This is a genomic window from Sulfitobacter sp. SK012, from assembly GCF_003352085.1.
Taxonomy (GTDB): domain Bacteria; phylum Pseudomonadota; class Alphaproteobacteria; order Rhodobacterales; family Rhodobacteraceae; genus Sulfitobacter.
Genome location: NZ_CP025804.1, coordinates 1,090,663 through 1,103,547, shown reverse-complemented (window position 1 = coordinate 1,103,547; position 12,885 = coordinate 1,090,663). Strand labels below are relative to the sequence as shown.

The following is a 12,885-nucleotide window of genomic DNA, read 5'->3' as shown; positions in this document are numbered from 1 at the left end:
GTGGCGGAAGTTTCAGCACCACTCTTACTCGGCCTGAAGGCGCTGACGCCAGATACTTCAAACGTTGTGCTACCCCAAACTTCGCGGCATTCGATCCTGATATTGCTGTCTCCATATCATTTTTAATGGAGGTTGAGGGATGGCCGAAATCCTGACGAAATCACGGGCACGCAATATCTTCTATGCAGGATCTCTTTTCTTCGTTGTGATATTCATCGTGCTCACTGCGCAATCGCATCGGTATGTCGTCAACGTATCGACCGCAGGCATGCCGCTGACCGAGGAGGTCGTCCTTGGCAAGCATGTCTGGGAACGCAATTCCTGCATCAACTGTCACACATTACACGGCGAAGGGGCATATTTTGCGCCCGAGGTTGGTAACGTGATGACCCGTTGGGGTGTCTTGGACGACCCAGAAGGCGCGTTCGAGATATTACAGGGCTGGATGGAATCGCAACCCAGCGGGTGCTGTCAGACGAATGCGAACCAGTCTCTGTAAGGACAATGAAGCTGCCCTTTATGCCGCACAGAGTTAACGCCACTCGGTGAGAGCGGCGGTTCGGTTCAGCTTGAAATTGGCGCGTGAGTAAAGGTGGCGTTCTTGGTTGAAATGATTGTGGACCGAAGAGTGGACGGAGACGAATTTCTGCAATGTTCGCGTTCGTCTGGAGCGCAGCATCCCCCGCTCTCTTCGTCGAAAAGGCTGATGTGAATTCTCGGCCCTGTTGTTCAGGCAGCGGCCGGTTTCCTGTTTGTCCACATTGCCGATAACCTTCATCGCGGCACCGTATGACCGCAGTAGATCGGTTACGATGACATGTGGCGGACCAAAGCGCTTCATTGTTTTTCTGAGGAATTTCAAGGCTGCTTTGCGGTCGCCGCGCTTGGTAGCATAGCTCTCCGGCACCTCGCCTTCGTGATCCAAGGCCCCCCAGAGATAGTGGGTTTCTCCGTTGATTTTTACGAACACTTCGTCCAAGTGCCATTGCCAATTCGAGTGAGCACGAAGTTGCCGAATCCGTTTCTTTTGGATCTCAGCGGCAAACAATGGGCCGAAACGGTTCCACCAAAGCCGGACCGATTCATGGCAAAAATAAATACCGAGTTCGTGCAGCAGATCTTCCACATTTCGAAGCGAAAGTGGATAACGCACATACATCATAACCGCCAAGCGGATGATTTCGGGAGACGTCTTGAAGTAGCGGAAAGGGGACCTTTTTATCATCCGGCGACGCTAGTCGTCCACCCTGCCCGCCTTAACCAGTTTTCTTCTGTCAGTGCCCGGAAATGTTGTCTTGATTGGTCGCATAAAGACGACCGACCAGAATATTCTGAGGATGTCTGTTGAGACGCATTAATTTACACTCCCGTTTGCCCAAAAAGTTTGAGCCAGCATCTTCGGGAGGAGGTGAAGATGCTGGCCCTGTGCATTGGCGCTCCCTGTTGGTTTTGTTGCCGCCGCCGCTCGTGCTGGCTTACTCTGGGAGGAGCGAGAACCAACACTTTTCGTGTATTTCTCAGACCGATCGGCCTGTCCTTTATTCCTCAGCCATCAACGTCTCTGCATACTTGGGTATGTCGGAGCGCCGGATACCGATCTGGGCAAGCTGATGGTCGCTCATGTTCGCGAGGGTGGACAGCATTCTGGCCATTTGAAGGGATTTCACTATGGAATGCGCTTTGACCCCTATCCGCGCCAGCATCGAAACAAAGCCATGGGCCATCTTTGACAAAGAGATTGAAGCGGTGGCCGCGTGACCGGTGTCAGGTCCGCCCGTATGTGAGTTAACAGTCATAAGCGGCCTCCTTCGCTATTCTCTTGATGTTGCTGCGCGGGATGCCCAGGTCTTTGAGTTCGCGGTCCGTGAGCCCCGCAAGCTCAAAAAACGTGGCGCGGTAGACCTTGCGTTTGGCCAGCGCCTGTCGGATCTGATCAAGCGTTTGATGAAAAATTGAGCGGCCAGCATCCAAAACGACATCTAGCCCAGAATTTGATCGTGTAACTGCCATGTGATTACCTCGTCTATTGCTGCGATGCAGTATTGATGCTGCACTGCAGAGATACGAGTGTTTGGTAGCGCTCACAATTGGGCGATTTGGCAAAGGACCTGTTCCGGATTGGCACAGGGAAGTGATGTAAAATGGATATTTCTGCGCAGATGTTGACCTTTGCGACTGTTGTCGAACGCGGCAGCATTTCGGCTGCGGCACGCAACATCGGACAGACGCCCTCTGCGGTCAGCAAACAAATTGGCCTGCTTGAGGATCAGATTCACTACCGTTTGCTTAATCGGACCAGAACGGGCGTGACACCGACACAGGAAGGTCAGGAATTTTACGAAAAGTGCAAAGCCATGGCGGAAAAGTACAAAGAGGCCGAGGCGCTGATCCTGAACTTGGACGGTATCCCGCGTGGGATACTCAGAATCGCGTCCAGCGTTGCATTTGGTAAGGCTCAGTTGATCCCTGTTTTACCTGCATTTCTAGAGGAAAACCCCGAAGTTCAAGTCTCATTGGAACTTACGGATCGCGTTGTAGACCTGCAGAGCGAAGGCTTTGACGCTGGCATAGGCTTTGCCGAGCAACGCAAAATTCCTGACGTCATGGTCCGGCGCATCATGCAAAGCCGTCGGGCCTTATGTGCGTCACCTGCCTATCTGGAACGGTGCGGAACCCCAAAAAGTCTTGACGATTTGAGGCAGCACAATTGTCTCAGGATTGCTGGAAACGGCAAGCGGAACGCGTGGGACAACCCCGATCCATTCACTGGTCAAGGCTTTGAGGCACAGGGGCGTTTTGAGGGTAACAGCACTGACGTAATCTTTCACGCCGCGCTTGCCGGCATCGGTATTGCACGGCTCCCGAGCTATATGGCGGACCAAAAGTTCCAGTCGGGCGCGTTGGTGCATGTTTTGCCGGATTACGCGCCGCCAAGTACCGAACTGGCGATAATGTTTGCCGACAAACGCAACCTTGCGCCAAAAACACGTGCGTTCATTGATTTCCTTGTGCACCAATTCCGGGATGTTCCAGAATATAAAATGACGGGGTCTTAATCGCTGGAACATGGAAACTCTTAAAAACAGGAAACGCCATGACAAAAATACAACACAAACAGGCAGAGACCTTTCCGAACGTTTGAACCCGGGCATGGAAGACTCGCTGAATGCGCGCGATGGCCACCTACTGCCCGGTAGGGCCGAGGGGGTCGTCGACTTTGCATATGGTCGCCAGTACGCTCGGACTGGGTTACCCTTGCGTGACCGGTATCTGGCAACCATCGCCGCTTTGACTGCACTGGGTGGTCAGACAAGACCACAACTGATGGTCAATATTGCGGGCGGGCGCAAAGCTGATTGTCAGAAAATGTGAGAATATCAAGATGAGATTTGCCGTACTTGCCGATATTCGCAGGTACGCGCTTGCCTTGGAGGCAGTCCTTTAAGAAGACAGCGCACTTCGACCAATCTTTAAGCAGAGATACGCGCGTCAAGTAGAGAAGGTGACGAAGCAGAGGCTTCATACGGCTTCGAAATATCTGGCTTTGAAACCTGCTGGTTATGCCCGTCTTTCCTGCGCCATTTTAGAATGATCGTGGCCGTGTTTTTGATCCCGTGGTGCGCAAGAGTTGCCGACAAAGATTGGATATCGCATGTCGCAATTACCTGCGCTTCAGATTGTGCATTTGCGACAATCGTGACGCAGATATCCGCTGCTCCGGGTTTCGCAGACAATTGCGCGCTTACACCATCTGCCGCACCCACTGCCATGTAGAGCGCGATACAGCTGCCCGGGGACAGATTTTTAACAGCATCAGTCACGCCATATCCACTGGCAAGATGGCCCGTCGTCAAGATCAGAGTGTCGATTGCATCGCGTTCCGTCAATGTCTGTGAAGCCGCCGCCGCAGCACCGCAGGCTGCTGTGACACCCGGCACTACTTCGAAGGGGATATCGGCGTCACGCAACGCCTCCATTTCCTCAAAGCTGCGGGCAAAAATTGCAGGATCCCCGCATTTCAACCGGACGACACGCGCACCACTTTTTGCGGCCGTAACCATCGTCTGAGTAATCTTTTCCTGCGGCCAACTGTGGCATCCGGGTCGTTTTCCAACATAGATACGTTCGGCATCCCTGCGGGCAAGTTCCAGAATTCCAGGATCGACCAAGCGGTCATAATAGATGACATCTGCTTCCTGAAGGCGTTGCACACCGCGCAGGGTGATCAGGTCTTTCGCGCCGGGGCCAGCACCGACCAAAGCGACACTTCCCCCCGTATCGTGACCAAAATTGCCGGTTTCAATCGCCTGTTTGATCATCTGTGCAGCTTCGCGCGAAGCACCGCGTGCATGGCTGCGGCGCGGCGTATTCCCAAACACCCAACGCCACAAATCACGCCGCAATCGCGGGCCAAGGCGTGCCGCCGCACTGGCGCGCAGACGTCCCGCAAGGGCTGCCAGATCACCCAAGTTTGGTTCCAGCAATTGTTCCACTTGGGTCTTGATCTGGCGGGCCAGAACAGGAGCGGTTCCTTCGGTCCCGATGGCCACAACCACTGGGTCACGGTCCACGATCGAGGGCGTAATAACATCGCACAGACTTGGTTGATCGACCACATTTACCGTGGCACCAGCGGCTTTGGCCAGAGCATAAACTGCGCTGTCTGCACCGGGACATCCTGTTGCAATGAAGATCAGCACTGTGTTGGCAAAATCGCGTTCCTGTACCGGACCACTTTGATGCGCGATGCGGCCCGAGGCGGCCAATGCAGCGAGCTCGTCGTCAAGTACATCACTGATCACAACGATATGCGCGTCAGTTTTGAGCATCAGGCGGGTTTTCTGCGCGGCTTGCTCACCTCCACCGACGATAACGACCTTACGACCGGCCATCTGAAAGAACATGGGAAATGTCTTCATGCGGTGAGCCGTTCGTATGCGTCGCGATTGGCCCATAAGTCTAATGCAGTGGCCTGGGCCCGCGCGATTGTCGTCGTTGGGTCGTCGGTCCAGAGGGCGAGTGCTGCCGTCCCAGTCACTGTCGCTTCTGCGAATACGTCACGCGTTTTACCCTCCCAAAGTGCCAGAGCGTCAACGGCTGCTTCTACTTCATGCAGGCGGCGGGTCTCAGACAGCATCGCTGGCGCTGTCTGTTGGATGTGTGTACCTGCACGCAGCCCGAAACAGACTGTGTCTTTGGACGGATGCCGCTCAAACTCGCCGCCGCCACCTTTGATAATGCTCAGGGTTTTCTGCCCCAATATTTCCGCAGCTTGGGCCTGCAAACTGCGGTAGGACGGATGGAAAACGCCTTGAACTGTGGCGGCTGCGCGGGACGGGTTCCACATGCGCAAAACCGTGTTAATGCAGGAGCGCAGGCCAAGATCGGCGCGCAGATCGAGCAATTGGAACGCCTCGGGACATAGTGCTGAAAGCGGGTCATACCGGACCAGCGGCCCCAATAGCGCACGGATGTCTTGGGGCCCGAGCGTTGCGTTTTGATACGCGTTATGCCCGTGCATCGAGATACGGACCCCGGCCTGCGCCACCAGCCGCGCCGCCAACAAATAAAGCGGCGCACCCCGACTGCGCCCCGCCGCGTAGCTTGGCCAATCCAGATCAGCAGCGGGGAGCGCGCCTGACACATGTTCCCGCAAAGCAGCCGTAAAACCTGCAATCTCTTGCGCCTCTTCGCCGCGCAACCGGAGTACCATCAGCAGCCCACCCACGGCCTCGGGTGCGGCGCGATCTTCCAGTATTTCGGTCATTGCCTCTTGGGCCTCGGCAAATGTGAGGGCGCGGGCGCGGCCCTTGCCTTGGGCTACAATCCGGACGAAGGGTGCCAAGGTCATTCTGCGGCCAACGCAAGCGAGTTTTGCGCAACAAGTCGCGCCAACTCTGGCTTGCACGAGCCGCAGTTCGTTCCTGCACAAGTCACTTCGCCCAAGGATTGAACAGTCTGCGCGCCGTCGCCAATCGCGATGAGCAAGGTGTTTTGCCCTACATTGAAGCAAGCGCAGACCACTGCACCCGGATCGGGCTGGTCTTTGCCCATCCGCCCTGCAAGCGCGTGAAGCGAGGCAGTGGTGGTGCCAACAGATGAGACCGCAGCCGCACGCGACAGGATCACTGGTTCGCGTCCCGCAAAGAAGACCGCCTGCACCAGTTCACCCTCATGAAGGACAACCCGAACGCTGCCATTTGCGCGGTCCTCGTAAATCGAGGCCTCCGCGTTTGGCACTCTCGCAAAACGCTTGGCTTCAAGCATCCAATCATCAGGCGTCTGCGTACTGGCCAATTCCATCTGCCAGCCTGTCTGAGTTCGCGCTATCGCTGCGTAGGATGTATCAGCTGCGGGTTGGTTCGTGCAGGCCAAAAAACCGTACCATTTGGCCGCGTACAGACTTATGGAAACGCTGCCACTTTTCAACGCCGGCTGGCCAGAATAGGGATCCGTCAGCGGGGCAATCACGCTGTTGATTGTAGCATTCCGCGAAGTTTGACGGGTCCAGTGCATGGGTGCAAAAAGCTGGCCCTTCGTGACACGGTCTGTGACGATCGCGCGCAATATCGTTGTGCCAAGCACATTCTCCACCTCAATCAGATCGCCATGAGAGGCGGTTATGTCTGCAGCATCATCAGGGTGTATTTCCAGGTAAGGCTCCGCCAGATGTGCGCCCAGTTTCGGTGACTTTCCCGTCCGCGTCATCGTATGCCATTGGTCGCGGTTGCGGCCCGTGTTCAAGGTCAATCCGGCGCGGCGCGGTATCGGGGCCTTTACTGGTAGCATCCGCGCTTTTCCATCAGCGTGGTAGAACTGCCCGTCCGCAAAGAACCGCATGTCATTGCGCGGCCATTGTGTTGGAAGCAGATTGGCATAATCCGCATCGGCAAATATGCTCAGGTCGAGATCACGTCCAAAGGTTCGTGCGGATGCGTCCAATGCGATATATTCTGCAAATATTTCCGAAGGTGATGTATAGACAAAAGCACCCCCAAATCCCATCCGCGTAGCCACGTCGCTGACAATACGCCAATCAGGGCGGGCTCCGGCAGGTGCGGGCAAAAATGCACGCTGGCGCGAGATCCGCCGCTCGGAGTTGGTCACCGTGCCGTCCTTTTCGCCCCATCCTGTCGCGGGCAGCAGCACATCGGCCAAATCGCCGGTGTCTGTCCTGGCCATGATGTCCGAGATGGCGACAAAGGGCACGTTGGCGATAGCACGTGCAACGCCGTCGGCATCGGGCATCGAGACCGCAGGATTGGTAGACATGACCCACAACGCTTTGATCTTGCCAGTCGCACAGGCATCGAACAGATCAACTGCCTTGAGGCCTGCTGACGTGCAAATGGTTGGGCTGTTCCAGAAGGTCTGCACCTTTTCGCGGTGGTCCGCGTTCTCGATATCCAGATGATTGGCGAGCATATTGGCAAGGCCGCCCACCTCGCGGCCGCCCATGGCGTTTGGCTGTCCAGTGACCGAAAATGGGCCAGCGCCTACCTTACCGATGCGGCCCGTGGCCAGATGACAATTCAAGATCGCGCCGACTTTGTCAGTGCCGCATGCCGATTGGTTTACGCCTTGGGAATAGACGGTGACGACCTTTGTCGTCTGCGCCCAAATCTGGTAGAACCGCGCAAGCTCTTTTGGGTCTATTCCGGACTCCAGAGGATCGGTAGCGCGCGCGGCGTCCAAAGCCGCCCGACAACCGCCCACATGGGCAGTGACATAATCCATATCGAGATGATCGTGGTCTGCGAGATACGCAAGAAGACCGTTGAACAAAGCGACATCACCATCAGGGGCGACCCTCAGATGCATATCCGCCAGATCGCAGGTGGCCGTACGGCGCGGATCAATGTTGACGACCCGCATCGAAGGGCGCGCTTCCTTGGCTGCCGCGATGCGCTGGTACAGCACAGGATGACACCACGCAAGGTTGGAGCCGACCAGCACGATCAGGTCTGCTTCATCAAGATCGGCGTAGGTGCCGGGGACGGTATCGGTTCCAAACGCGCGTTTGTGTCCCGCCACCGAGGACGCCATGCAGAGCCGTGAATTGGTGTCGATATTGGCCGACCCGATGAAGCCCTTCATCAGTTTGTTGGCGACGTAGTAGTCTTCTGTCAGAAGTTGCCCCGAAACATAAAACGCCACGCTATCAGGGCCATGCTCGCGGATCGCTTCGCTGAATTTGCTTGCGACCAGATCAAGTGCGCTGTCCCATGTGGCCTGCTTGCCTGCGATTTGCGGATGCAAAAGCCGCCCCTCCAGGTCAATCGTCTCATTCAGCGCCGAGCCTTTGGAGCACAGCCGCCCAAAGTTGGCTGGATGATCTGGATCGCCCTTGATGGTGCCATCAGCCCCCGCCAAGACACCACAACCAACGCCGCAATAGGGACATGTTGTGCGCGTGAGGCTCATGCGACGATACGCTGGTTTAAAGTGGCCTTATCCAACAAAATACGCCCGTTCTCGACTTTTGCGGGGTAGGTAGCCACCTTGCCGTCATCCGCCCCTTGCGCATGTCCCGTTTCAAGTGAGAAAACCCAGTTGTGCAGCGGGCAGGTCACGGAGGCACCATGCACGATGCCTTCTGACAGTGGGCCACCCTTATGCGGGCAACTGTTGTTGAGCGCGAAAACCTCATCCGCACTTGTGCGGAACACCGCGACACAGCCGCTATGCGTTTTCACTATCCGAGCCCCGCGTTGCGGCACGTCGTCCAAGGCGGCAATGTCTATCCAATCGCTCATTCTGCAGCCTCCAACGCAAAGTTTCCCAAGGGTTGATAGCTTTGCAATTTGTCGCGCACGTGATCTGCCCATGGGTCACGGCGATAGATAGTCTGGCTCAACTCGAACCGATCGACGAGGGCCGCGCGCTCCTCCAAATCCTCGACCACACGCTCCTTGATCCAGTCCATTCCCACCTTGCCCATCCATTTATAGATGCGGTCCAGATAACGTGCGTTTTCGCGGTAGGCCTGCGTGATCGCTTTGATCACATCGATGGTTTCTTGTTCCGTGACCACCTGCACCAACAGTTCGGTTTCACGCACATCCATGCCCGCAGCGCCGCCAATGGAGATTTGATACCCACTGTCGACACAAACAATACCGATATCTTTACAGGTCGCCTCCGCACAATTGCGCGGGCAACCTGATACGCCAAGTTTCAGCTTATGGGGCGTCCACGATCCCCACAGCGTCTTTTCCAGCTTGATACCCAACCCAGTGCTGTCTTGGGTGCCAAAGCGGCAATGATCGGTTCCCACACAGGTCTTAACCGTGCGCAAACCTTTGGAATAGGCATGTCCCGAGACCATTCCGGCCGCGTTCAAATCGGCCCAGATGGCGGGGAGGTCCTCACCTTTCACCCCCAGCAGATCAATGCGCTGCCCGCCGGTTACCTTGACCGTGGGCACCGCGTATTTATCCGCCGCATCGGCAATCGCACGCAGCTCGTCCGGCGTGGTGATCCCGCCCCACATGCGCGGCACGACGCTGAATGTGCCGTCCTTCTGGATATTCGCGTGTTTGCGTTCATTGATGAACCGGCTTTGCGGATCATCTTGATACTCAAGCGGCCAATCAGCCAGCAAGTAGAAGTTGAGCGCAGGCCGGCAGACATGACACCCGCAAGATGTCTTCCACCCACACTCCTGCCAGACGGCGGGCATGGAAGTGAGGCGTTGCGACTTGATCATACGGCGCACGTCTTCATGGGTCATGTCGGTGCAGGCACAAATCGATGCGGCAGCAGGCAACACGAAATCATCACCCAAGGTAACGGCCAAGACCTGTTCGACCAATCCGGTACATGTCCCGCAAGACGCCGAAGCCTTGGTGGTGGCTTTTATCGCTGCGAGATCACCAGCGCCTGCTACAATCGCGTCTTCAATCTGGCCTTTGCAAATGCCGTTGCAGCCACAAATTTCCGCATCACGCGATAAGGCTGCAACGGCTGTGAGCGGGTCCAGCGGGGTCCCTCCTTGATAGGCGGGACCAAAGATCAACGTATCGCGCATTTCGGCAATATCAGTACGCTCTCGGATCAATCCAAAGAACCAATTGCTGTCAGCGGTGTCGCCATACATAACCGCACCGATGACCACGTCATTTTCGATCACCAGACGGCGGTAGACACCACGCGCCGGATCGCGGAACACTATGTCTTCGCGACCATCCCCGTCGGCGAAGTCACCAGCACTGAACAGATCGCATCCGGTCACTTTCAGCTTGGTCGAAAGCTCCTTTTGAACAAAGATGGCATGCTCGCCCAACAAGGTCTTGGCCGCCACCCGCGCCTGATCGTACAAAGGTGCGACAAGGCCAAAAATCGCGCCGTCATGTTCGACACATTCACCAACTGCTAGAATGTCGGCATCAGACGTAACCATCTGATCATCCACATGAATGCCGCACCCAACAGCCAGTCCCGCCTCAGACGCCAATGCCACGTTGGGGCGGATGCCAACGGCCATGACCAGCAGATCGCAAGGTAACTCGGTGCCATCATCCAGTAATAATGCGCGGACATGTCCGTCTTTACCCAGTATCTCTTTTGAGTTGGCGGAACATTTAATTGTAATGCCTTTGTCCACCAGTGCGCGGCGCAAAAGATACCCCGCCGCTTCGTCCAACTGGCGCTCCATCAGGTGGCCCATGATATGGACAACCGTGACATCGACGCCGCGCGCGGCCATTCCAGCGGCGGCCTCAAGCCCCAACAAACCGCCACCAATGACGACGCATTTGCTGACAGGTCCAAGCCCCATCATCCGTTCGGTGTCTTCCAGATCGCGGTAGGCGATGACGCCTTCCAGATCATGGCCAGGCAGGGGGATGATGAAAGGATTGGAGCCGGTTCCAAACATCAGCTTGTCATAGGCCAGCACATCGCCATTCTGCGCCGTCACCGTCTTGGCCACGCGATTGATGCTGGCAAGCTTCTCGCCAAAGCGGCAGGTCACACACTTCTCGGCGTACCACAGCGCATCGTGCGTCTCAATCTCGGCATAGGTTTTGTCACCAGCCAGCACTGGCGACAGCATAATTCGGTTATAGTTACCGCGCGGCTCGGCGTTGAACAGGGTCACGTCATAGGCGTCCGGTGCCGCGTCCAGCAGGGTTTCCAAGGCACGACCTGTCGCCATGCCCGCCCCAATGATGATCAGTTTTTGTTTCATCTCTTCACTCCGCTGCGATTGGTTTTTTGGGGGCGGCTGAGGCGGTCTTGGATGTGTTGCCATGCTCATATTCCTCAAGGAAATCGAGCACCTCTTGGCGGTAGGCATAATAATCCGGATGCTCCAGCAGCGCTTTGCGGGTGCGAGGGCGCGGCAGCTTCACATCGGTGATCTTGCCTATGGTCGCTTGCGGCCCGTTGGTCATCATCACCACGCGGTCGGCCAGCAAGATTGCCTCGTCCACATCGTGCGTGACACAAACGGCGGTGACTTTGGTACGCGACCACACCTCCATCAGGACCTCTTGAAGCTCCCAACGGGTAAGGCTGTCGAGCATGCCGAAAGGCTCATCAAGCAGCAATAGCTTGGGCGAGAGCGCAAAAGCCCGCGCAATGCCGACACGTTGCTTCATTCCGTTGGAGAGCGACGCTGCATTCTTGTCCATACTGTCGGCCAGACCAACGCGCTCCAGATAATATTCGATCACATCCTGCCGCTCTGCCTGAGAGGCGCGGGGGTAAACCTTGTCCACCCCAATCGCGACGTTCTCTTTGGCGGTGAGCCACGGAAAGAGGTTGGGCGATTGGAACACCACAGCGCGTTCGGGGTCTGCGCCCTCGACGTTCCAGCCATCCAGCCGGATCGCCCCTTTGGAAATCGGGTTCAGCCCCGCCGCCATGGTCAGCACTGTGGATTTGCCACAACCTGAATGCCCGATCAGCGAAATAAACTCGCCCTTGTTGATTTTGAGGTCAAAATCCTCAACCACCGTCAGCGGTCCCTTGGGCGTAGGATAAATTTTATGCAGCTGCGAGAAATTGAGGTAGCGTTCCTCGATGGGGCTTTTCTGCGCTTCGGCCACGACACGTGGCACCGCGTGGATGGGGGTGACATTCGGCAGGGTCTTGGTTTCTTCAACCTTTGCCTCGATACCGACATCCATCAGGTATTTTGTCACATTGGCCCGCAATGCCTTGAACATATCGTCGTTGTTCATAGCCATCCGATCACGCGGGCGCGGGATGTTGACCTCAACTGGATCAGCCAGCGTGCCGTCCGGGTTCAACGGCACAATGCGGTCGGCCAATAAAATCGCCTCATCTACGTCATTGGTGATCAAGATGCAGGTCTTTTTATCCCGCTCCCAAATCTCGAGAATTTCGTCCGCGAGATTGGCCCGTGTCAGCGCATCCAGCGCCGAGAGAGGTTCATCCAGCAACAACATTTCGGGGTTCATCGCCAGCGCGCGCGCGACTGCTACCCGCTGGCGCATACCGCCTGACAACTCGGATGGACGGCGGCTGGTGGCGTGGGACAGGCCAACCATTGACACGTAGTGGTCGATCTTTTCATGCCGCGCGGCCTTGGATAGCTTGGGGAAGACTGCATCAACGGCCAGACCGACATTTCCGCCGACTGTCAGCCACGGCATCAAGGAATAGCTTTGGAAAATCAGTCCGCGTTCCGGCCCCGGCTCGGTGATTGGCGCGCCTTTGAACGTCAGGCTGCCACTGTCGGGCGTCTCCAGACCCGCAATCAGGTTCATCAGAGTAGATTTTCCAGTGCCGGAAAAGCCAAGAATGGCGAGGAACTCACCCTCCTTAACCTCTAGGTTGATGTCTTTGAGGATCTCGGCACGGTGCGTGCCTACGCCGAAACCCTTGTTGACGTTCTTGATGGATAAAATGCTCATG

Annotated in this window: 11 protein-coding genes and 1 pseudogene; 3 read left to right on the top strand and 9 right to left on the bottom strand. The window is 56.3% G+C overall.

Annotated elements, in window-relative coordinates:
• Nucleotides 1-139: 139 nt before the first annotated feature.
• Nucleotides 140-466 (top strand): annotated as a pseudogene (locus C1J03_RS05565) (c-type cytochrome); the annotation flags it as partial.
• Between the two features lie 66 nt (nucleotides 467-532).
• Here C1J03_RS05565 and C1J03_RS05560 read toward each other — a convergent pair.
• The 3 genes from C1J03_RS05560 to C1J03_RS05550 form a co-directional block, all read right to left on the bottom strand.
• Nucleotides 533-1,225: an IS6 family transposase gene (locus C1J03_RS05560; protein ID WP_114884494.1), complete on the bottom strand. Its 693-nt coding sequence runs from the start codon at nucleotides 1,223-1,225 to the stop codon at nucleotides 533-535.
• A gap of 313 nt (nucleotides 1,226-1,538) precedes the next feature.
• Complete coding sequence (locus C1J03_RS05555) at nucleotides 1,539-1,796, bottom strand: DUF1127 domain-containing protein (RefSeq protein WP_254694185.1); 258 nt, start codon at nucleotides 1,794-1,796, stop codon at nucleotides 1,539-1,541.
• The gene (locus tag C1J03_RS05550; RefSeq protein WP_114884492.1) at nucleotides 1,786-2,010 is read right to left on the bottom strand and encodes a DUF1127 domain-containing protein; all 225 of its coding nucleotides are present in this window, start codon (nucleotides 2,008-2,010) and stop codon (nucleotides 1,786-1,788) included. Before C1J03_RS05550 ends, C1J03_RS05555 begins: the two co-directional genes overlap by 11 nt.
• Before the next feature lie 131 nt (nucleotides 2,011-2,141).
• Here C1J03_RS05550 and C1J03_RS05545 point away from each other — a divergent pair, with 131 nt between their 5' ends.
• Nucleotides 2,142-3,056, top strand: a complete 915-nt coding sequence (locus C1J03_RS05545) for a LysR family transcriptional regulator (RefSeq protein WP_114884489.1) — start codon at nucleotides 2,142-2,144, stop codon at nucleotides 3,054-3,056.
• Nucleotides 3,057-3,150: 94 nt separating this feature from the next.
• On the top strand, nucleotides 3,151-3,372 hold the full coding sequence (locus tag C1J03_RS05540; protein ID WP_254694184.1) for a hypothetical protein: 222 nt from the start codon (nucleotides 3,151-3,153) through the stop codon (nucleotides 3,370-3,372).
• A gap of 98 nt (nucleotides 3,373-3,470) precedes the next feature.
• Here C1J03_RS05540 and cysG read toward each other — a convergent pair whose 3' ends face one another.
• Genes cysG through C1J03_RS05510 form a run of 6 tightly spaced genes read right to left on the bottom strand, consistent with a single transcriptional unit; the run spans nucleotide 3,471 to nucleotide 12,884 of the window.
• On the bottom strand, nucleotides 3,471-4,919 hold the full coding sequence (gene cysG, locus C1J03_RS05535; RefSeq protein WP_114884487.1) for a siroheme synthase CysG: 1,449 nt from the start codon (nucleotides 4,917-4,919) through the stop codon (nucleotides 3,471-3,473).
• The gene (locus tag C1J03_RS05530) at nucleotides 4,916-5,851 is read right to left on the bottom strand and encodes a glycosyl transferase family 3 (RefSeq protein WP_114884484.1); all 936 of its coding nucleotides are present in this window, start codon (nucleotides 5,849-5,851) and stop codon (nucleotides 4,916-4,918) included. Before C1J03_RS05530 ends, cysG begins: the two co-directional genes overlap by 4 nt.
• Nucleotides 5,848-8,424 (bottom strand): nitrate reductase, encoded by a 2,577-nt coding sequence (locus C1J03_RS05525; protein WP_114884482.1) that lies wholly within the window; start codon nucleotides 8,422-8,424, stop codon nucleotides 5,848-5,850. Before C1J03_RS05525 ends, C1J03_RS05530 begins: the two co-directional genes overlap by 4 nt.
• Entirely contained in the window at nucleotides 8,421-8,756 is a 336-nt protein-coding gene (nirD, locus tag C1J03_RS05520; RefSeq protein WP_114884479.1) for a nitrite reductase small subunit NirD, read from the bottom strand. Before nirD ends, C1J03_RS05525 begins: the two co-directional genes overlap by 4 nt.
• On the bottom strand, nucleotides 8,753-11,191 hold the full coding sequence (nirB, locus tag C1J03_RS05515; protein WP_114884477.1) for a nitrite reductase large subunit NirB: 2,439 nt from the start codon (nucleotides 11,189-11,191) through the stop codon (nucleotides 8,753-8,755). The genes nirD and nirB overlap by 4 nt, the downstream gene beginning before the upstream one ends.
• Nucleotides 11,192-11,195: 4 nt before the next feature.
• Nucleotides 11,196-12,884, bottom strand: coding sequence for an ABC transporter ATP-binding protein (locus C1J03_RS05510; protein ID WP_114884474.1), 1,689 nt, complete (start codon nucleotides 12,882-12,884; stop codon nucleotides 11,196-11,198).
• Nucleotide 12,885 lies beyond the last annotated feature (1 nt).